The 19,763-nt window shown below is 65.1% G+C and carries 20 protein-coding genes; 9 read left to right on the forward strand and 11 right to left on the reverse strand.

The features are described 5' to 3' along the window. Positions 1-39 precede the first annotated feature (39 nt). Together R4P47_RS17050 and R4P47_RS17055 are read right to left on the reverse strand one after the other, a co-directional pair. Positions 40-300 carry an acyl-CoA-binding protein gene (locus R4P47_RS17050; RefSeq protein ID WP_032379982.1) on the reverse strand — a complete coding sequence of 87 codons (261 nt, stop codon included), beginning with the start codon at positions 298-300 and terminating at the stop codon, positions 40-42. Between the two features lie 27 nt (positions 301-327). Continuing rightward, positions 328-900: a TetR/AcrR family transcriptional regulator gene (locus R4P47_RS17055; protein ID WP_317549060.1), complete on the reverse strand. Its 573-nt coding sequence runs from the start codon at positions 898-900 to the stop codon at positions 328-330. 23 nt (positions 901-923) lie between these two features. Between R4P47_RS17055 and R4P47_RS17060 the strand changes: the two genes are divergently transcribed. Together R4P47_RS17060 and R4P47_RS17065 are read left to right on the forward strand one after the other, a co-directional pair. Then, positions 924-1,856, forward strand: coding sequence for an oxygenase MpaB family protein (locus R4P47_RS17060; RefSeq protein ID WP_317785271.1), 933 nt, complete (start codon positions 924-926; stop codon positions 1,854-1,856). A 29-nt stretch (positions 1,857-1,885) separates the two neighbouring features. Beyond that, the gene (locus R4P47_RS17065; protein ID WP_300519867.1) at positions 1,886-2,668 is read left to right on the forward strand and encodes an alpha/beta fold hydrolase; all 783 of its coding nucleotides are present in this window, start codon (positions 1,886-1,888) and stop codon (positions 2,666-2,668) included. A 54-nt stretch (positions 2,669-2,722) separates the two neighbouring features. Here the strand turns inward: R4P47_RS17065 and R4P47_RS17070 are convergent, their stop codons facing one another. Both R4P47_RS17070 and R4P47_RS17075 read right to left on the reverse strand, forming a co-directional pair. After that, on the reverse strand, positions 2,723-4,039 hold the full coding sequence (locus tag R4P47_RS17070; RefSeq protein WP_094638728.1) for a class I SAM-dependent methyltransferase: 1,317 nt from the start codon (positions 4,037-4,039) through the stop codon (positions 2,723-2,725). Continuing rightward, the gene (locus R4P47_RS17075) at positions 4,036-5,481 is read right to left on the reverse strand and encodes an FAD-binding oxidoreductase (protein ID WP_317785272.1); all 1,446 of its coding nucleotides are present in this window, start codon (positions 5,479-5,481) and stop codon (positions 4,036-4,038) included. The genes R4P47_RS17070 and R4P47_RS17075 overlap by 4 nt, the downstream gene beginning before the upstream one ends. Positions 5,482-5,738: 257 nt before the next feature. Here R4P47_RS17075 and R4P47_RS17080 point away from each other — a divergent pair, with 257 nt between their 5' ends. Continuing rightward, entirely contained in the window at positions 5,739-6,173 is a 435-nt protein-coding gene (locus R4P47_RS17080; RefSeq protein WP_068050479.1) for an SRPBCC family protein, read from the forward strand. Here R4P47_RS17080 and R4P47_RS17085 read toward each other — a convergent pair. Beyond that, positions 6,170-6,829: a hypothetical protein gene (locus tag R4P47_RS17085; protein ID WP_317785273.1), complete on the reverse strand. Its 660-nt coding sequence runs from the start codon at positions 6,827-6,829 to the stop codon at positions 6,170-6,172. The two genes, R4P47_RS17080 and R4P47_RS17085, sit on opposite strands and share 4 nt — an antisense overlap. Positions 6,830-6,944: 115 nt before the next feature. On the opposite strand from R4P47_RS17085, the gene R4P47_RS17090 reads away from it, so the two are divergent. The 3 genes from R4P47_RS17090 (at position 6,945) to R4P47_RS17100 (ending at position 9,026) form a co-directional block, all read left to right on the forward strand. Continuing rightward, complete coding sequence (locus tag R4P47_RS17090; RefSeq protein WP_094638725.1) at positions 6,945-7,280, forward strand: YbaB/EbfC family nucleoid-associated protein; 336 nt, start codon at positions 6,945-6,947, stop codon at positions 7,278-7,280. Positions 7,281-7,283: 3 nt separating this feature from the next. Beyond that, the gene (gene recR / locus R4P47_RS17095) at positions 7,284-7,892 is read left to right on the forward strand and encodes a recombination mediator RecR (RefSeq protein ID WP_032379989.1); all 609 of its coding nucleotides are present in this window, start codon (positions 7,284-7,286) and stop codon (positions 7,890-7,892) included. A gap of 126 nt (positions 7,893-8,018) precedes the next feature. After that, on the forward strand, positions 8,019-9,026 hold the full coding sequence (locus tag R4P47_RS17100; RefSeq protein ID WP_317549063.1) for a type IV toxin-antitoxin system AbiEi family antitoxin domain-containing protein: 1,008 nt from the start codon (positions 8,019-8,021) through the stop codon (positions 9,024-9,026). Positions 9,027-9,058: 32 nt separating this feature from the next. Here R4P47_RS17100 and R4P47_RS17105 read toward each other — a convergent pair whose 3' ends face one another. From R4P47_RS17105 to R4P47_RS17115, 3 genes are all read right to left on the reverse strand, one after another. After that, complete coding sequence (locus tag R4P47_RS17105; RefSeq protein ID WP_317785274.1) at positions 9,059-9,769, reverse strand: glutamine amidotransferase; 711 nt, start codon at positions 9,767-9,769, stop codon at positions 9,059-9,061. After that, entirely contained in the window at positions 9,762-11,024 is a 1,263-nt protein-coding gene (locus tag R4P47_RS17110) for a Mur ligase family protein (protein ID WP_317785275.1), read from the reverse strand. Before R4P47_RS17110 ends, R4P47_RS17105 begins: the two co-directional genes overlap by 8 nt. 187 nt (positions 11,025-11,211) lie before the next feature. Beyond that, the gene (locus R4P47_RS17115) at positions 11,212-12,108 is read right to left on the reverse strand and encodes an EamA family transporter (protein ID WP_317785276.1); all 897 of its coding nucleotides are present in this window, start codon (positions 12,106-12,108) and stop codon (positions 11,212-11,214) included. Between the two features lie 72 nt (positions 12,109-12,180). Between R4P47_RS17115 and R4P47_RS17120 the strand changes: the two genes are divergently transcribed. Continuing rightward, positions 12,181-13,092 carry a LysR family transcriptional regulator gene (locus tag R4P47_RS17120; RefSeq protein WP_317785277.1) on the forward strand — a complete coding sequence of 304 codons (912 nt, stop codon included), beginning with the start codon at positions 12,181-12,183 and terminating at the stop codon, positions 13,090-13,092. Here the strand turns inward: R4P47_RS17120 and R4P47_RS17125 are convergent. The 3 genes from R4P47_RS17125 to R4P47_RS17135 form a co-directional block, all read right to left on the reverse strand. Further along, a complete protein-coding gene (locus tag R4P47_RS17125; RefSeq protein ID WP_094638721.1) occupies positions 13,061-13,438 on the reverse strand; it encodes an SHOCT domain-containing protein in 378 nt (125 codons plus the stop codon). The genes R4P47_RS17120 and R4P47_RS17125 overlap by 32 nt on opposite strands. 134 nt (positions 13,439-13,572) lie before the next feature. Then, positions 13,573-15,384, reverse strand: coding sequence for a 2-isopropylmalate synthase (leuA, locus tag R4P47_RS17130; protein WP_317785278.1), 1,812 nt, complete (start codon positions 15,382-15,384; stop codon positions 13,573-13,575). A gap of 151 nt (positions 15,385-15,535) precedes the next feature. Beyond that, entirely contained in the window at positions 15,536-17,212 is a 1,677-nt protein-coding gene (locus R4P47_RS17135) for an FUSC family protein (protein ID WP_317785279.1), read from the reverse strand. A 160-nt stretch (positions 17,213-17,372) separates the two neighbouring features. Between R4P47_RS17135 and R4P47_RS17140 the strand changes: the two genes are divergently transcribed. Both R4P47_RS17140 and R4P47_RS17145 read left to right on the forward strand, forming a co-directional pair. Further along, the gene (locus R4P47_RS17140; protein WP_317785280.1) at positions 17,373-18,638 is read left to right on the forward strand and encodes an aspartate kinase; all 1,266 of its coding nucleotides are present in this window, start codon (positions 17,373-17,375) and stop codon (positions 18,636-18,638) included. Positions 18,639-18,641: 3 nt separating this feature from the next. Continuing rightward, positions 18,642-19,664, forward strand: coding sequence for an aspartate-semialdehyde dehydrogenase (locus R4P47_RS17145; RefSeq protein WP_317785281.1), 1,023 nt, complete (start codon positions 18,642-18,644; stop codon positions 19,662-19,664). Positions 19,665-19,763: the final 99 nt, after the last annotated feature.

Raw genomic sequence — 19,763 nt, forward strand, 5'->3', positions numbered from 1 at the left:
TTCGTTGCGTTACCCCCGCACTCGACCATAGCCGTTGGCTCAGCCGGCGAGGAGCTTGGTCACCAGATCCACGTACTGCTGCTTCGCCGAATCCTGGCTCGTACCTTCGAGCTTCGCCCAGGCATCGAACTTCGCTCGGTTCACCATGTCCAGTCGTCCTGGCCGCTTACCCGACGCGTCACCGATCGAACCCTGCTTGTAGAGCGAGTACAGGCTCAGTAGGTCGTCGTTGCTCGGCTTGGACGTGAGCTTCTTGACGTCTACCTGCGCGTCGGCGAACGACTGGTCGAGATCGGACATGAAGAACTCCTTCGGTTAGAGGTGGTGTCATCCTCGCACGGAGGCCTCGGAAATCAGCCGAATGCAGTGCGCCACGAGGGCTTCGCGGGTGACGGTGAGCGTGCCGTCGAGATAGCCGATGAACAGGGCCGTCAACGCCCCGACTGTTCCGACGGCGATCAGCTGTCTGTCTTCGGTGGCGGGCAGTTGGGAGTGCACCAGTTCGACGAAGCCAGGCAGGAGATCGAGGCCGCGTCGGCTCAGTGCCGGTTCGGCCAACGGCGCGATGAGCAGCACCCGTCCGGTTCGCGGCTCGTCGATGATGAGTTCGACGAATGCGCGTACCGGCGCGGCGATGGTGTCCTCGGCAGTGCTCGCCTGCATCACGGCGTCGAGCAAGGCGCCCTGTGCTCTGGTGCCCACCCACGCATACACCGCGCGGACGAAGGCGTCGCGGTCGGCGAAGCTCTCGTAGAAGTACCGCTCGGTCAGGCCGGCGGTACGGCAGACGGCCCGCACGTTGACGGCCGGACCGTCCGGCGAGCCGAGGAGCTCGACCCCGGCCGCGAGCAACGCGTCGTAGCGCTTGGATCTGCGTTCCTCCAACTGTTGACTACGCATGTTGTCAACCCTAGTCTGACAACATGCGTAGTCAGCCCGATCGACCCGTCCCGCTCGGTCCCGATTCGCTCACCTGGAAATACTTCGGCGACTGGCGCGGGATGCTGCAGGGCGTCTGGGCAGGGTCGATGCAGAACATGCACCCAGGGCTCGGAGCCGGGGTCGAGCAACACTCCACGTTCTTCGACGAGCGCTGGCAGCGCCTGTACCGGTCCCTGTACCCCATCGGTGGGGTCGTGTTCGACGGCGATCGGGCCGAGGAGACCGCACTGCAGGTCCGCGGCTATCACACGAACATCAAGGGAATCGACTCCAAGGGCCGCAAGTACCACGCGTTCGATCCCGACACGTTCTACTGGGCGCACGCCACCTTCTTCATGGGCACGGTGCTCACTGCAGACCACTTCATGGGCGGGCTGACCGAGGCTCAGAAGGTGCAGCTGTTCGACGAGCACGTGCAGTGGTATCGCCTCTACGGCATGAGCATGCGGTCGGTGCCTGCCACCTGGCCGGAGTTCCAGCAGTACTGGGATCACATGTGCCGACACGTGTTGGAGGACAACATAGCCGCCCGCGGGGTGTTGGACCTGTCGAAGCTGGGACCACCGCCGTATGCGGCCTGGCTGCCCGAGCCGATCTGGGCCGTGTTCCGGCGTCCGGTGGCGAAGTTGTTCGTCTGGATCACCGTCGGGCTCTACGACGAGCCGGTACGCCGACTCCTGGGCTACAGCTGGTCTGCCCAGGACGAGAAGCGCCTGGCGCTGTTCGGCAAGGCAGTGAACCTCGTGTTCGGGTTGGTTCCGCCTCGACGGCGACTGCACCCGCGAGGCCGCGCCGGATGGGACCGTGCTCGGGGCCGGATCGACCCGACGTCACCGCTGGTCCATACGCCGGCCCGCAATCTGCCGCCGGTGGAACGCCGCACGGACCCGTCGCACTACAGCCCGAAGGTGTAGATCGGCGCGCTCGGGGTACAACGCGGGGTATGTACAACGTCAGAACCGGCACCGGAAAGCCCCTGGTCCTCGTCCACGGTCTCGGTTCCTCGCACCGCAACTGGGACCCCATCGTGCCCGCCCTCGCCAAGCACCGAGAGGTCATCGCCCTCGACCTACCCGGGTTCGGGCAGACTCCGCCCCTGGCCGAGGTCTCCATCGCGACGTTGACCGACGCGTTGCGGGAATTTCTCGACAGCGAGGGGCTGTCCGACGCCGATCTCGTCGGAAGTTCGATGGGTGCGCGAATGGTCGTCGAGCTGGCCCGCCGCGGTCACCGCGGATCCATGGTGGCGCTCGATCCCGGCGGGTTCTGGAACGACCGGCAGGTCAAGATCTTCGGGGCCACGATCACCGCATCGTTGGCGCTGATGAAGAACGTGCAGCCGCTGGTACCGTTCCTGGCCGGCAACCCGGTCACCAGAACTGCTGCACTGGCGCAGTTCTCGGCTGCGCCCTGGAAACTTCCGAGTGGGCTGGTCGAGCAGGAGCTGAAGGGTTTCTCCTCCAAGACATCGCCTTCGCTCGACGCCGCACGCAAGGCGCTGATCCACGGGCCGAAGCAACAGGGTTCCCCGAAAGGTTCCCTGCAGGGCTCGCTGCTCATCGGCTGGGGCCGTCAGGACAAGGTCACCACGCCCAGCCAGGCCACAGTGGCGTTGGAGCGATTCCCCGACGCCACCCTGCACTGGTTCGACAAATGCGGACACTTCCCGCACTGGGATCAGCCGACCGAGACCGCGCGGGTCATCCTGCGGGGAACGGGTCGCTGACGCTCCCATGTGCGCGGAACCTCGTAGCAGGGGTCGAGTTTCCGCTCACAAGGGTCAGCCGTTCCACCAGGGCCGCAGAGGAACGTCGGCCTGTCCCTTCGGTCCGAGCTTGACGGCCAGAACCTGGTGCAGCTGAACCACATTGCGCTCGAAGCCGAGCCGGGACCCGGCCATGTACAGGCCCCAGACGCGGGCTGTTCCCTCACCGGCTTCGGCGACGCAGGCATCCCAGTTCTCGACGAGGTTCCGGCACCATCCGGCCAGCGTCAAGGCGTAGTGCTCGCGCAGGTTCTCCTCGTGACGAACCTCGAGTCCGACGTCCTGGATCTCGGTGATGATGCGGCCCGAGCCGGTGAGTTCGCCGTCGGGAAAGACGTACCGGTCGATGAAGCTGCCGGCCTTGGCGTGTGCGCGATTGTCCGGCCGGGTGATCGAGTGGTTGAGGAGCCGGCCGCCGTCGCGCAGCTTGGACTGGATGAACGTGAAGTACGACGGGTAGTTGTGTACGCCGATGTGCTCGGTCAGCCCGATGGAGGAGATGGCGTCGAAGTTGGTCTCGGGCACGTCGCGATAGTCCGAGAAGCGCACCTCGGCCAACTCTGACAGGCCCTCGTCGGCGATGGCCTGCTGTGCCCACGACGCCTGCTCCTGGGAGAGCGTCACACCGATCACCTTCACTCCGCGGCGGGCGGCGTAGCGCACCATCGAGCCCCAACCGCAGCCGATGTCGAGCAGGCGATCACCCGGTTGCAGGCCGAGCTTGTCGAACACCAAGCGATACTTGTTCTCCTGTGCGGCTTCCAGCGACTGATCGGCGCTCTCGAACGCCGCGCAGGTGTACGTCATGGAGGGGCCGAGCACCTTCTCGTAGAAGGCATTGGACACGTCGTAGTGATGGTGGATCGCTTCGGCATCGCGAGTCTTGGAGTGGCGCAGACCTTCTGCGATGCGACGCCACCGCGGAATCGCTTCCTGGGGTGGGGGAGCGATGGGCCGCAACACATCCCAGCCGAGCGAACGGGCGATCGATGTCAGCGTCATCGCCGAGGGGCGACGGAAGTGCAGCTCGTCGCCCATCAGCGCCAGCAGCTCGTAGGGGTCGCCCGGATGGACTCCCGTTGCTTCGAGATCGCCCGAGACGTACGCGCGCGCCATGCCGAGATCGCCGGGAGCGGTTGCGAGATAGGTGGTTCCGCGGGGGCTCTTGAGGTTGAGGCCGATTCTCGCGTCCTCGGGTCCTGCGGTGCTGCCGTCGTAGGCGGTGAAGCGCAGTGGGATGTTGCCGTCGGAGATCAGTTCGAGAATCTCGGAGATCTTGAGCTTCTGGGCACCGTTCACCGTGCGATTGCCGGAGTCCTTGAACGTCGTCATCTGCGTTGCACCGCCTTCGAGTACAAATCCAACAATCGGGATTCGGGATCGTATTTCTTCTTCAACACTTCGTATCGATCGCCGCCGTACAGAACGGCGAATTCATGTTCGGTGTAATAAGCGTCCGAGTACAGCGATTTATGCCCGTCGAACTCGGTGACCTTCTTCTCGATGGCGCGGTTCGCGGCACCCTCTGGTTCGCCTGCAACGATCGGGACCGAAGACCAGAAGCCGATGTTGACGTAGGTGCGTTTGGGTTCGAGTGGGTACAGCGGCCACGGCCTGGCCGGATTTGCGCCCGGTGCTGCGGGCTCACGAAGACGCAACGGGCACAACCACAACGGCTCGATCGGGATGTTGTCGAGGAACCACGCGACGAAGCCTGCGGTGTGCTCGATCGGAACCTCGACATCCTGCACGACGCGTTCGCGCGGCGGATTTCCTTTGCGTTTCTCGAGTCGATCGCCGATGTCGTACTTACGATCGAGGCCGATCAGTTTCCAGTAGAAACTACTGCGCCGGTACTTGCGCGGCCAGAAGCGTCGGATTCTCGGGTTCTGTGTTCCGAATGCGCGGGAACACCAGAACCAATCGGTGTCCCAGCGCCACAGGTAGTCGTGAATGGTGAGGCGGTCGGTCTTGGGTGTGTCCGATGCGTGCTGGATCGATCGGTAGAAGATGTCGGCACCGGTGTAGTCGCTGACCGGGCCCGGTTCGTCGGTCTGGACGCCGAGGGTGAGGTAGCTTTCGTCGGCGCTGAAGACCACACCGTCGAGGTACTGGACCTCGATGCCGTCGTACTCGCGCTGCGCGACGATTCTGTCCATCGTGGACTGCAGGGTTGCGAGATCGTGAAATCGCAGGTGGCGCAACGCGACATACGGCAACACGGGTTCGAGCTGGATCTTCAGCCGAGTGGAGTAGCCGAGGGTTCCGTACGAGTTGGGAAAGCCCCAGTAGAGATCTGCGTGTTCGCCCTCGGGTGTTGCGGTGACGATCTCGCCGCTGCCGGTGAGGACATCGATCTCGAGCACCGATTCGTGGGGGAGTCCGCTACGAAACGACGTGGACTCGATGCCGAGTCCGGTGACGGCTCCGCCGAGGGTGATCGTCTTGAGCTGCGGGACGACGAGGGGTGCCAGGCCGTAGGGAAGCGTCGCGTCGACCAGGTCCTCGTAGGTGCACATTCCGGCGACATCTGCTGTGCGCGAGGCGGGATCGACGGTGATGACCTTGCTCAGGCCCGACACGTCGAGCCCCGGTGTGGTGGTGGTCGTCCTGGCCCGGAACAGGTTGGACGTCTTCTTCGCCAGACGCACCGTTGCATCGGCGGGAATTGCGCGATAGCTGCGAAGCAGCTGCTCGACACCCGACCGGTGCGCTGCGTAACCGCTCTCCCTCGGTTCTGGCCGTCGTCCGAGAAGAGCATTCACTGAAGCCACACTCAGACGCTATATCTCGTACCGCGTGGTATCCACCGGCATCGGCGTCCGACCGGTGAAACTTCACGCAACTGTTGCCGAATCTCCGCGGAGAATCGGAGTAAATCGGACAAATGGTTGCGTCATGCATGTGTTTTGCGGGATGAGAAATATGTGTGTGAAGCACATCACACACGGTCCGGCGGGATGCCTGCCGCGCGTGCGCGGCGAGGCAGTATGGACGCACATCCCGTTCGCTATCGAAGGAGAACGTTTCCGTGGCTCAGGTCAGTGCATCCAGTTCCGCCACCATCGCCACCACACCGGATCGAGTGCTCGCTGCGCTCGCCGACTACGAGACGGTGCGCCCACGCATCCTCCCCGAGCAGTACCGCGACTACGAGGTGGTCCAGGGCGGGCAAGGAGACGGAACCGTGGCCACATGGACCCTGCAGGCCACCGAGAAGCGAGTGCGCAACGTCGCCGCGACCGTCACCGTCGCCGGATCGACCATCACCGAACGCGACGCCAATTCCTCCATGGTCACCACCTGGTCGGTCGCCCCGGACGGCGCGGGCACTACGGTCACCACGACGACGGAGTGGAAGGGTGCAGGCGGCATCGGCGGATTCTTCGAGAAGACCTTCGCACCGCTGGGACTGAAGAAGATCCAGGCCGCGACGCTGGAGAACCTGCGCCGCGAGTTGATCTAAGCCTGCTCGAAGTCGGGGGCCTTGATGAGCTCGAGTGTTCCGACGACCACGGTGCGCATCGACCACAGGAACATCCCGTCGGGTCCACGGTCGACCGTGTCGTAGGCCCCCGGCAATGTATCGAGGTCGGTGCGCGCCGCGATCGCGTCGTCGTACTCACGATCGCGTCGAGCAGAGTTGTAGACCATCTCGGCCAAGGTCAGCGCATGCTCGCAGACAGTGATGACAGCCCACGTCGCCTGCTTCGGAGTGAGGTCGTATCGAGTTCGATAGCGCGTCTGCACCGAGTCGGCCATACGGATGGCGTCGATCGAGCTGGGAGTCAGGCCGATCAGATACTCCGCGATGCCCGGGTTGGAGTGAACCAGCTCGCGCATCGCGGAAGCGAGTGTCAGCAACGCGTCGTGCATCGATTCGTCGTCACCGGGAAGCGGAGGCGACCATCGGCGCAAAATCTCCTCCGCCACGAGCGCCTTGAGGGAACCGAGATCGTCGATGTTGTTGTAGATCGCGACGATCGACACGCCCAGGCTTTCGGCCACCGACTTCACCGACACCTTCGGCAGCGTCAGCGCAATACCCGCCTCGGCCATGGTCTGAGGCGTCACCCGACGCTTGCGAGGGGAGCGACCCTCGGGGTTCGTCGGTTCGTGCATCCGAGGATGGTACGCGCCTCAGTTGTGACGCATCCTCAGCTGTGTGGCGCGGCGTCCGCGAACCTTCGTGCGACTACGCTGGGGATCGCTTCGACCCACGCGAGAGGACGACACAGTGCAACCCGGTGAACAGCCCGACATGGCATCGATCCTGCAGCAAGCCCAGCAGATGCAGCAGCAGCTGATGGCGGCGCAGGCCGAGATCGCGGAAACCGAAGTGACCGGCCAGGCGGGCGGTGGCCTCGTGGTCGCCACCGTCAAGGGAACCGGTGAGGTGGTCGGACTGACCATCGACCCAAAGGTCGTCGACCCGAGCGACGTCGAGACGTTGCAGGACCTGGTGATCGGCGCGATCGCCGATGCGTCTCGCGCGGCTCAGGCCGTCGCGAGCGAGAAGATGGGCCCCCTCGCTGGTGGTCTCGGTGGCATGCCCGGCCTGCCCGGGTTCTAGGCGGTGTACGAAGGTCCGGTTCAGGATCTGATCGACGAACTAGGCAAGTTTCCCGGGGTCGGTCCGAAGAGCGCTCAGCGCATAGCTTTTCACCTCCTGGGCGTCGAACCTCCCGAGGTGGATCGGCTCATGCGCGCGCTGCAGCGCATTCGCGACGGTGTGCAGTTCTGCATCGTCTGCGGCACGGTCTCGGACAAGGAACTGTGTCGAATCTGCGCGGACTCGCGTCGTGACAGATCCATGATCTGCGTCGTCGAAGAACCCAAAGATGTTCAGGCCGTGGAACGTACGCGAGAGTTCAAGGGCCGCTACCACGTGCTCGGTGGGGCACTCGATCCACTGAACGGAGTGGGGCCGGATCAGCTCCGCATCCGAGAGTTGTTGACTCGTGTGGGAACTCAGGACGACGGCGTCGACGTCACCGAAGTCATCATCGCCACCGACCCCAACACCGAGGGCGAAGCCACTGCCACGTATCTGGTGCGCATGATGCGTGACTTCCCCGGCCTGGCCATTACCCGCCTCGCCTCCGGCCTGCCGATGGGCGGAGACCTCGAATTCGCCGACGAGTTGACGCTGGGCCGCGCGTTGACGGGGCGTCGGCGCATGTAGAGCGGCTTCGCCGCACGTGCACGAAACCTCGTAGCAGGGGTCGAGTTTCCACTCACGACCCGAGGTTATGCACAGCCTGTGGATAGATTCTGACGTGGGCGCTGGAAACCGGCCATCCTGAGGGCCATGAGGACAAGACCAGCGGGTACCTGGCAGCGATTATTGGACGAGCAGCACGGAATCATCACCACGAAACAGATGCATGCGTTCGGCGTCGGCAAGGATTCGATCAACCACTACGTGGAAACCGGGCAATGGCTGAAAGTGTTTCGTGGCGTCGTCTCGTTGACCAATGGGCCGCTGACTCGTGAGATGCAATTGTCTGCGGCGCTGCTGTACGCAGGGCGGGGAGCGCTGCTCAGTCACACCACCGCCGCGGAGGAATGGGGGTGGGTTCGGCCTGGGGCAGGCCCGGTTCACGTCACCGTTCCCTACGGATGCTCGGCCACCAGCAAGCCGCCGACGATGAGACACGCCAAGCAGAACTTCACCTCGGAAAGCAACGAACAAATCCATCCCGGCGTTGTCGTCCACCGTTCCCGAGCCATGGGACACATCAGTGTCGAGACGAATCCGGCGCGAACGAGCGCTGTCGATACGGTCCTCGATCTCGTTGTCGCAGAGCCGACGTCGAGGCAAGCGACGATCACATTGGTCTCGGCGATGTCTTCGGGTGGCGTGAACGTCGCGGCCATGACGAGCAAGGTCGAAGTCCGGCGACCGATGCGCTACCTCAAACCGATTCTGCACACGCTGGCTCTCATGCGCGACGGAGTCCATTCTGCACTCGAATACCGTTACGTACTCGACGTCGAGCAGGCACACGGTCTGCCGGTCGGGCAGCGGCAGGCCCCGGTATTCGTTGACGGCCGACAGCTTTTCGAGGACATTCGCTACCAGATCTGCGACCTCATCGTCAGGCTGGACGGCCAGGCCTTCCACTCTGCCAAGCAGCGGCGATTTCGCGATCGCAGACGTGACAATGCCGCGGAGCTGAGGAACCTGCCGCGGTTGATGTACGGCTGGCACGAAGTGGCCGACGACCCGTGCGGTGTGTACCGCGAGGTCCGCGAGGTGCTGGTCAGAGAGGGTTGGACCGACGCGTCGTATCCGTGTGACCGTTGCGCCTTGTGAGTGGAAGTTCGTAGTGGGCTACGAGTTTTCGTTCACGTGCGGCGCAGCCGCTCCTTACGGAGTTGCGTAACCTCGGGCAACTCGAGCGGAGCGAGAGTGGTGCCCAATGCCCGCTCCAGCAGATAGTCCGCCAATTCCGGGTTCCGGGCGAGCACCGGGCCGTGCATGTACGTGCCGATCACCGAACCCTGCACGACGCCTTCGCGTCCGTCGCCGACACCGTTGCCGACACCGTGGGTGACCTTGGCCAACGGCGACGCATCCAGGCCGAGAGTCGTTCCACCGCGGTGGTTCTCGAAACCGGTGAGCTTCTGAGTGAGTCCTTCGAGCGCGGGTTCGGTGACGACTTCACCGATCGAGCGCGTGGTTTGCGGTGCGGTGGTGACGTCGAAGAGCGAGATGCCGTCGACGCGTTCGCCTGCGGAGGTCTCGTACCAGTGGCCGAGGACCTGGATCGCGGCGCAGATGGCGAGCACGGGCGCTCCGCGGGCAGCGGCGTTCTGTAGTCCGGGGTATCGGGTGAGGTGACGCGTCGCCAGGCGCTGCGCCGAATCCTCCGCTCCGCCAAGGGTGTACACGTCCAGTGAATCGGGAACCGGATCGCTGAGGGTGATCTGCACGACCTCGGCGTCGATGTCTCGCATCCGAAGCCGCTGCCGCAGAATGAGCGCGTTGCCGTTGTCGCCGTACGTGCCCATCACGTCGGGCAGGACCAGGCCGATGCGGACGGTGGACTCAGACATTTTTCACCTCACGTGCCAGCGCGCGCCCGAGGTCGCGGAACGCAGTGTAGTTGGCGAGCACTTCGACGCGCCCCGGCGGACAGGACGCGATGGCCTGCAACGGATCTGCGATGGTGGTGTGCTGCGAACCCGCGTACAGCAGGCGAACTCCGAGGTCGGTTGCACGTTCGCCCGCGGCGACGACGGCGACGTTCTCGAAATGCTCGAAGCGGACGTCCCACAACCACGACAGGTCTTCGCCGTCGGGTACCTGCCCGTTGACGGCGATGACGAGGCCGTCGCAGGTGGGGTCGATCATCGACAGCGCCTCCTGCCAGCCGGCAGGGTTCTTCGCGAGAAGCATTCGGACGGAATGGGATCCGTACTGGATGGTGGAGTAGCGTCCTGCGACTTCGTCGACGCTCGACGCGGCGGCGACGGCATCTTCCGCGCCCGCGCCGAGGGTCACTGCGGCGGCCACGGCCTGAGCTGCGTTGCCGCGGTTGGCTTTTCCTGGCAGCGACAACGTCATCGGCAGGACGAGTCCGTCGGGCCCGTAGAGATTCTCGTCGTCGAGCCACCAATCGGGCGTCGGGCGCTTGAAGTCGCTGCCGGTGCTGTACCAGTGCTCGCCCTCCCACAGGATGGGCTCACCCGTGCGCGGGCAGCTGACCGAATCACCAGCCCATCCACCGCCGGCTGCGACCCAGACGACGTTCGGTGCGTCGAATGCTGCCGAGGTGACGAGGACGTCGTCGCAGTTGGCGATGACGACGGTCTCGGGATGCCGGGCCAGTCCGGCGCGCAGTTTGCGTTCGATCATGTTGATCTCGCCCACGCGGTCGAGCTGATCGCGACTGAGGTTGAGCAACACGATGGCCGCCGGTTCCACCTCGTCGGAGACATGGGGGACGTGCAGCTCGTCGACCTCGAGAGCAGCCAGTTCGGCATCGAAGTGAGCGTGCAGGGCCGCGACGATGCCGGCATCCATGTTCGCGCCGTCGGCCTGGGTGGCGACATCGCCCAGGGTGGCCAGGGCAGCGGCCGTCATACGCGTGGTGGTGGACTTGCCGTTGGTGCCGGTGACGATGACGGTGCGTCGTCCGCGACCGAGCCCGCCGAGGATGTTCGGATCGATCTTGAGGGCGACGAGTCCGCCGATCATCGATCCCTTACCTCGACCCGCTTTGCGAGACGCCCAGGTCGCCAGCTCCGCCGCGCGCAGTGCCACACGGCCACGTGCACCGATACGTCTGCGCTCACCCACTTCAACCATCCGCCGAGTCTGGCACAGAAGAGCGTGCAGTTTCACGTCGGCGGCTTCTACCCCTCGGTCAATTCCGCAGGCTCCACTCCCGCTACCCCCGGGTCGTTCCGCAGGCTCCACTCCCGCCCTATTGGGTCATTCCGCAGGCTCCACTCCCGCTACCCCCGGGTCGTTCCGCAGGCTCCACTCCCGCCTCTCACACCGGTGCTTTCTCCCGAACTTCGACCGACCTTCGCACGGCCATGCCGCCGAGGCATCCGCCGATCACGACGACGCCACCGATCAGTGCGAGCACGGACGGGTTCTCGCCCAGGAATATCCAGGCACCGGCGATTCCGACAACGGGAACCAGCAGTGAGAACGGCGCGACCAGTCCGGCGGGGTTGCGGCTCATCAGGATGCTCCAGAGACCGCTGCCGATGATGGTGGCGGGAATCACGATGTAGGCCAACGCGACCAACCCTGGCCAGCCTTGCGGACCGAACGACTCCGTCAGCGCATGCCAGCCGGTGCTCGGGCCCTCGAAGATCGCTGACAGCGCCAGCATCGGCAGCGGCGGAACGACGGTCATCCACAGCATCAGCGTCATCGGCGAATCGGACTTGGCGAGTCGGTTTCCCAGATTGCCGAACGCCCAGCCGAGGCCGGCGAGGAGGGTGAGGATCACCGGAAGCAGGAAGGCGTTCTGAGCGCGGTCCCATCCGATCAGGACCATGCCGAGGACGGCGACCGCGATGCCGATCGCCTGTCTGCGAGAGACGTGTTCGCGCAGCAGAACAGCGCCGAGCACAACGGTGAACGGGGCGGACGACTGCAGCACGAGTGACGCCAATCCGGTGGGCATGCCTGCTGCCATCGCCGCGAACAGGAATGCGAACTGCAGAAATCCGAACCCGAAGCCGTAGAGCAGCAACCACTTCAGCGGCACTTTCGGCCTGGGGACGAACAAGACGACCGGGATGGCGATCACCAGGAAGCGCAACGCGCCGAAGAAGAACGGCGGAAAATGATCGAGTCCGACGCGTATGGCGAGGAAGTTCAGTCCCCACAGCACGGCGACGGTCAATCCGAGGAGGCGGTCGCGAGTGGTCATGGCGTCCATCGTGTCCGCTGCGAATGATCAGCACAATCGAATATATCCGCATCAACAGTTAAGATTTACTGCATGAACGTGGAGCGGCTGCGGATTCTTGCGGAACTCGCCGACCGTGGAACTGTCGCAGCGGTGGCCGACGCGATGTCGACGACCCCCTCGGCGGTATCCCAGCAACTCAAGCTGCTGGCCAAGGAAGCGGGTGTGACGCTCCTCGAACCGGACGGTCGTCGGCTCCGACTGACCGACGCGGGACGCGCTCTGGTGCTGCGTACCGATGAGGTGCTCGCTGCGGTCGCCCGCGCTACAGCCGAGATGGATCGGTACCGTGCGTCCCCGCGGGGACGCGTCCGAGTCGCGCTGTTCCCGTCCGGTGCTGCCCTGCTGCTGCCCGGGGTACTGACGCGGTTGGCGAACTCGGACGTCGACATCGAGGCACGCGACGAGGACCTGCCTGCATCCTCGGTGCCGGAACTGTTGGCCGACTACGACGTGGTGCTCACCCACCGCGACGAGCGGGCCCCGTCGACCGCAGGCCCGCGCATCGAAGTGACGACCCTGATGCGCGAGCCGATCGATCTGGTGCTCCCGCCCGGTCATGGTTTGGCGCAACACGAATCGATAGACCTCAGGGACCTGGTCGACGAACGGTGGATCAGTGTTCGCGGCGGATTCCCGGTCGACGACGTGTTGCTCTCGGTAGCCGCGGCCACCGGCGTCGAACCCCGAGTGGTCCAGCGAGTGAACGATTTTCGCGTCACCGAGGTGTTGGTGGCGGCAGGTCACGGCGTGGCCCTGATGCCGCGGTACGCCGTGGTGCATCCCGGTCTGGTGCGTCGAGAATTGTCGGGCGTTCGGGCCGGGCGCATCTACGAACTTGCGACCAGGCCCGACGCTCGACGCCTACCGGCAATCGCTGCCGTGCTCGACGCGTTCCGGGCGGAGGCGGACATCAGGACAGAGCTTTGGCCTTCAGCGTCCTGAACTCGTCCTGATCGATGGTTCCGTTGTCCAGCAACGTCTTTGCGTGTGCGATCTCCTCCGATGCGGACCGACCGGCCACTTCTTTGATGTAGTTCTCCTGCTGGTCCTTGGCGTGCTGCAGGGCGGCAACCTGACGCTCGGCCATGTTGCCGCCGTTCACGATGAGGTAGATCAGCGCGGTGAAGAACGGCGCGATGATGAGGAAGAGCACCCACGCGGCTTTCACGAGCCCGGATGCTTTGTGGTTTCGGAAGAGGTCTCCGATGATCGACAGCATCACCATGAGGTAAGCCACGAATGCGAAACCGACGATGAGAAGCCAGAGAAAATCCCAGAAAGAATCCATGGCGAACTTCCATTCCCTAAAGTGCCCCGACGGCAGGTTCATTGTCGCATGCGGCGTACCAGCTGAGCGTCGATAAACAGCGAAAAGCCGCCCATTCGTGATGAATGGGCGGCTTTTCGCGTCGAGCAGAGAACCTATTTCAGTGCACGGTTCACGGCCGAGACCACCGCGCGCAGTGATGCGGTGGTGATCGAGGTCGCGATGCCGACGCCCCAGACGGTGGTGGCGACACCGGCGGGTGAGGTGACCGAGGCCTCGACGTAGGCCGCGGCCTGGGCGTCGTCGCCCGCGGACATGGCGTGCTCGGAGTAGTCGAGGACGCTGACGTCGTATCCGATGGTGGACAGTGCGTCGACGAACGAGGCGAGGGGGCCGTTGCCGGATCCGGAGATCTCCTGCTCCACGCCGTCGACCTTGACCGTCGCGGTGATCGTGTCGGTGCCACCGTCGTGCTCGGCCGCGATGACCGACTGCTTGATGCGCTCGAGGGGGCGGATCGGGGTCAGGTACTCCTCGGCGAAGACGTCCCACATCTCCTTCGGCGAGACCTCGCCGCCCTCACCGTCGGTGATGCGCTGGACGGCCTGGGAGAACTCGATCTGGAGTCGACGCGGCAGGTTCAGGCCGTGATCGGACTTCATGATGTACGCGACGCCGCCCTTGCCGGACTGCGAGTTGACGCGAATGACGGCCTCGTAGGTGCGACCGACGTCCTTCGGATCGACGGGCAGATACGGGACCTGCCAGGTGACGTCTCCGATGTCCGAACCCTGTTCGTCTGCAGTGACTTTCATCGCATCCAGGCCCTTGTTGATCGCGTCCTGGTGGCTGCCGGAGAAGGCGGTGTAGACCAGGTCGCCGCCGTAGGGGTGACGCTCGGCGACGGGAAGTTGGTTGCAGTACTCCACGGTTCGACGGACCTCGTCGATGTTGGAGAAGTCGATCTGCGGATCGACACCGCGGGTGAACAGGTTCAGCCCGAGCGTGACCAGGCAGACGTTGCCGGTGCGCTCGCCGTTGCCGAACAGGCAGCCCTCGATGCGGTCCGCGCCGGCCTGGTAGCCGAGTTCTGCTGCGGCAACACCGGTTCCGCGGTCGTTGTGCGGGTGCAGTGACAGCACGATGCTGTCGCGGCGATCGAGGTTGCGGCTCATCCACTCGATCGAGTCGGCGTAGACGTTGGGTGTCGCCATCTCGACGGTGGCAGGCAGATTCAGGATCAGCGGCTTGGCGGGCGTGGGATCGATGATCGCGGTGACCGCGTCGCACACCTCTTTGGCGTAGGACAGTTCGGTGCCGGTGTAGGACTCGGGGGAGTACTCGTAGCGCCAGTCCGTATCGGGGAACTTGGCTGCTTCCTCAAGGACCTTGTGGGCACCGTCGGTGGCGATCTTCTTGATGACGTCACGCTCGGCCCGGAACACCACTCGGCGCTGCAGGATGGACGTCGAGTTGTAGAAGTGCACGATGACGCTGCGCGCACCCTCGCACGCGACGAAGGTGCGCTCGATCAGCTCGGGACGGCACTGCGTCAGCACCTGGATGGTGACGTCGTCGGGGATCGCGCCGTCCTCGATGATCTCGCGGACGAAGTCGAAGTCGGTCTGGCTGGCCGACGGGAAGCCGACCTCGATCTGCTTGTAGCCCATGCGAACCAGCAGGTCGAACATGCGACGCTTGCGGGCCGGGCTCATCGGATCGATCAGCGCCTGGTTGCCGTCGCGCAGATCGACGGCGCACCACTGCGGGGTGCGATCGATGATCTTGTCCGGCCACGTGCGGTCGGGAAGGGTGACGTGCTCGACCTCCTCGGCGAACGGCCGGTAACGGTAGGTCGGCATCGAGGAGTTCTTCTGGGTGTTCCAGGCGGGCTGGTCGCTTGGTGCGGGCCGCGAGGGCGGGGTGATGGTGCGAGTTCCCGAGGTGAATGCGTCGGCTGGTGACATGGTCTTCGTCTCTCCGTACAGATCAGAGCAATGTGTTCGACCGGCGCAACGAACCCCGCGACGGGAAGCCAGTCTGGTCTCAGACCCCGTCGCGGCTGTTAAGAAGGAGAGCTCGCAGCATGGGCTGAGTGTACTACCGCGCGCCGACCGCCTACCCCAGGGTTGACGAGTGGAATTCTGCAGTTGCTGCATCGACTCTGCGTTGCCAGTGCCCGATGTCATTCATTCGTCCGACGTCGGTGATCGTCCAGCAGTGCGCGAGGAGTTCGTACCCGAGGCGATCGACCTCGGCATGCTGCGACCACACCCGATGAGCCCACCGCCGATCGTTGTGTGCGGCCTCGGCACCGGCCAACGCGGACCCGACCAGCTCGAACTGGACGTCGCGCCGGGCGGTGAGAGCGCTCGATCCGGCGACGTCCTCGGTGCGCAACACCGTCAGCAGATCGGCGCTGAGCGTCAGGACTCGGCCGTCGGACCACTGCAATGCGCGCCTGAACGCCCCGGGAAGCAGCAGCCACAGCGCAGCGAAGGCCAGAGCGACGCCCACCGTGGTTTCCACGATCCGGTCCACGACGATGTCCTCCAGGACAGCTCCCGGATGTGTCAGTGTCCCCATCAGCAGGGCGAGCGGCGTGATGAACGTGACGGCCAACCCGTAGTTGCGCGCCACCGAGACCTCGATCGCGAACTGCAACACCATCAACACCACGATGACGGCCAGACCGGTCAGCGGCGAGAGGAAGATGGCGGAGAACAGGGCCACCCCCGCGAGGGTTCCGCCGAGCCGCTGCAGGCCCCGATACGTGCCGTGCACCCGGTCGGGACCCTGTTGCAGTACCAGGACGGCACCGAGGATCGCCCAGTCCGGACGGCTCAGATCCAGCGCGACGCTGATCCCGCCTGCCGCCGCTGCCGCGCAGAAGACCCTGATCGCCGTGGACGATGCGTGTGAATCCCGGTGCAGCGAGCGCCGCAACCGGTAGGCGATGCTCGGCCTCGCGAGCGGCAGCTGATCCGGCACCGAGTCGACTGCCTGGTCGGCATCCATGCTTCGAGAGGTAGTGGCCGCGAATGCCCGATGGGCGTCGAACAGCCTCTGCACCAGCACCGGCCTCGACGACAACCGTGCGGCACCTGCGTCGTACACGGCGGCCCAGGCTGCGTGCAGACGCGCGGCCGCGACGTGACGATCGGCGGCAGACGGCGTCTGCGAGCTCGTGTATTTCTCGATCGCGCCCACCGCTGCTCCGACGGCCTCGCGCTCGGGTCCTCGCGGATCCCACAGCACCCCGGACATCGACACCAGTAGCGCCGACGCGACGCCGATCGCCGCGCAGACCGCTCCGTGAACGGCGCCGATGCCGGCCCCGGGGATGTACGACGACACCGCGCACACCAGCACGAAGAAGAACGCACCCGGCGGTCCCAGTCGCAGCGCAGCGATGACGTAGACCGCCACGAGAGCCAGGAGCGAGAGCAGGGTCACCGGGATCATCTGCGCCCATCCGGTGCTCCCGAGATCGAGCGCCACCTGCCCGGCCGTCGCCCCGAGCCACACCGACGCCACCAGTGCGCCGCCCGCGGTCAGGACGACCCACCAACGCGAACGATAGGGACGCCCCTCGCCGTAGATGACGGCGAAACTTCCCGAGACCACCAGCAGGGCCTCGGTGTGGAACCCGAGAACCCACGCCGCGATCGCGGGGATGCCGAATGCCAGAGCCGAGCGCAGTCCACCCGGCCAGCGGCGGCCGACGGCAGGGAGCCCGAAGAGCACCCGCAGACCTCGCGGGGGTGGGGGTGGGCGGTGCTCGGGAAGGGTCACCCGAACATGTTAGGTCAGGCGTATCCGCAGGCGAACCGCCCTAAAGTCCCAGCTCGGAGCTACCCGGCCCACTGCTCGGGGTGCCGGATCGGTAAGGTGACCCCGGAACATTTCCCCGACATTCTCGTGATCGTCGGCTATCCAGCGGAGGTAAACACGCGTGGCTCTCATCGTCCAGAAGTACGGTGGATCGTCGGTGGGGACCGCCGAACGTATCCGACGCGTCGCTGAACGAATCGTCGAGACCAAGAAGGCCGGCCACGACGTCGTCGTGGTCGTGTCGGCCATGGGCGATACCACCGACGAACTGCTCGACCTGGCCCAGCAGGTGTGCCCGGTCCCGCCGGCCCGCGAAATGGACATGCTGCTGACCTCGGGAGAGCGCATCTCCAACGCTCTGGTCGCGATGGCCATCCACTCGCTCGGTGCCGAGGCTCGGTCGTTCACCGGCTCGCAGGCAGGCGTCGTCACCACCAGCGTGCACGGCAACGCCAAAATCATCGACGTCACCCCCGGCCGCGTGCGCAGCGCACTCGACGAGGGCTCGATCGTTCTCGTCGCCGGCTTCCAGGGCGTCAGCCAGGACAGCAAGGACGTCACGACGCTCGGTCGCGGTGGATCGGACACGACCGCCGTCGCGCTGGCCGCAGCACTGAACGCGGACGTCTGCGAGATCTACACCGACGTCGACGGCATCTTCACCGCCGATCCGCGCATCGTGCCCAACGCCCGGCACCTCGACACCGTCTCGTTCGAGGAGATGCTGGAGATGGCTGCCTGCGGTGCCAAGGTGCTCATGCTGCGCTGCGTCGAATACGCGCGTCGCTACAACGTTCCTGTTCACGTGCGCTCGTCGTACACCACGAAACCCGGAACGATCGTCTCCGGATCTATGGAGGACATTCCAGTGGAAGAAGCAATTCTCACCGGCGTCGCACACGATCGCAGCGAGGCGAAGGTCACCGTCGTCGGTCTGCCCGACACCCCCGGCTACGCCGCCAAAGTGTTTCGCGCCGTGGCAGATTCCGAGATCAACATCGACATGGTGTTGCAGAACGTGTCCAAGATCGACACCGGCAAGACCGACATCACCTTCACCTGTCCCAAGGCCGACGGCCCGACGGCAGTGGAGAAGCTCACCAAGCTCCAGGCCGAGATCGGCTTCGCTCAGGTGCTCTACGACGACCACATCGGCAAGGTCTCCCTCGTCGGTGCGGGCATGAAGAGCCACCCCGGCGTCACCGCGACGTTCTGTGAGGCCCTCGCCGACGCCGGCATCAACATCGACCTGATCAGCACCTCGGAGATCCGTATCTCAGTGCTGTGCAGTGACACTCAGCTCGACGAAGCAGTACGCGCGCTGCACGCCGCCTTCGATCTGGGCGGCGACGAAGAAGCCGTCGTACACGCAGGAACAGGACGATAGACGATGACCACAGTTGCAGTCGTAGGAGCCACCGGTCAGGTCGGTGCCGTCATGCGAACCCTGTTGGAGGAGCGTAACTTCCCCGCCGACACCGTTCGATTCTTCGCCTCCGCGCGCTCGGCGGGCAAGAAGCTGCCGTTCCGCGGCGAGGAGATCGTCGTCGAGGACGCCTCCACCGCAGACCTCGCCGGAATCGACATCGCGCTGTTCTCTGCGGGTGCGACGCTCTCACGTGAGCAGGCACCGCGTTTCACCGCAGCAGGTGCCACCGTCATCGACAACTCCTCGGCGTTCCGCAAGGACTCGGACGTGCCGCTGGTGGTCAGCGAGGTCAACCCCGAGGACGCGAAGAACCCGCCCCGCGGCATCATCGCCAACCCCAACTGCACCACCATGGCCGCGATGCCGGTGCTCAAGGTGCTGCACGACGAAGCAGGCCTGCAGCGCCTGATCGTCTCGAGCTACCAGGCCGTGTCCGGCAGCGGACTCGCCGGTGTGGAAGAACTCGCCACCCAGGCGCGCGCCGTCATCGGCGACGTCGAAAAGCTGGTGCACGACGGTTCGTCGGTGGATTTCCCGGCCCCCAACAAGTACGTCGCGCCCATCGCCTTCAACGTCCTGCCGCTGGCCGGTGCGTTGGTGGACGACGGATCCGGCGAAACCGACGAGGACCAGAAGCTGCGCAACGAATCGCGCAAGATCCTCGGCCTGCCCGACCTGCTGGTGAGCGGCACCTGCGTGCGCGTGCCGGTGTTCACCGGGCACTCGCTGTCGATCAATGCCGAGTTCGATCGTCCGTTGTCGGTGGAGCGGGCTCGTGAGTTGCTGGCATCGGCACCCGGCGTCTCGCTGGTCGACGTGCCGACACCTTTGCAGGCCGCAGGCGCGGACGATTCCCTCGTCGGCCGCATCCGCCAGGATCCGGGCGTCCCCGAAGGACGCGGACTGGCCCTGTTCGTCTCGGGCGACAACCTGCGTAAGGGTGCCGCGCTCAACACGATTCAGATCGCCGAGCTGCTGGTCTGACGCCGTGCGCGTTGTGCGTCCCCACGGGTACGCACAACCCCCACCACGGTGAGGTCAGGCGGTGACCCACGGCGGCGGCGTCGAAGATGTGGGCGGGCG

It is taken from the genome of Rhodococcus sp. IEGM 1370 (assembly GCF_033142325.1).
Taxonomy (GTDB): domain Bacteria; phylum Actinomycetota; class Actinomycetes; order Mycobacteriales; family Mycobacteriaceae; genus Rhodococcoides.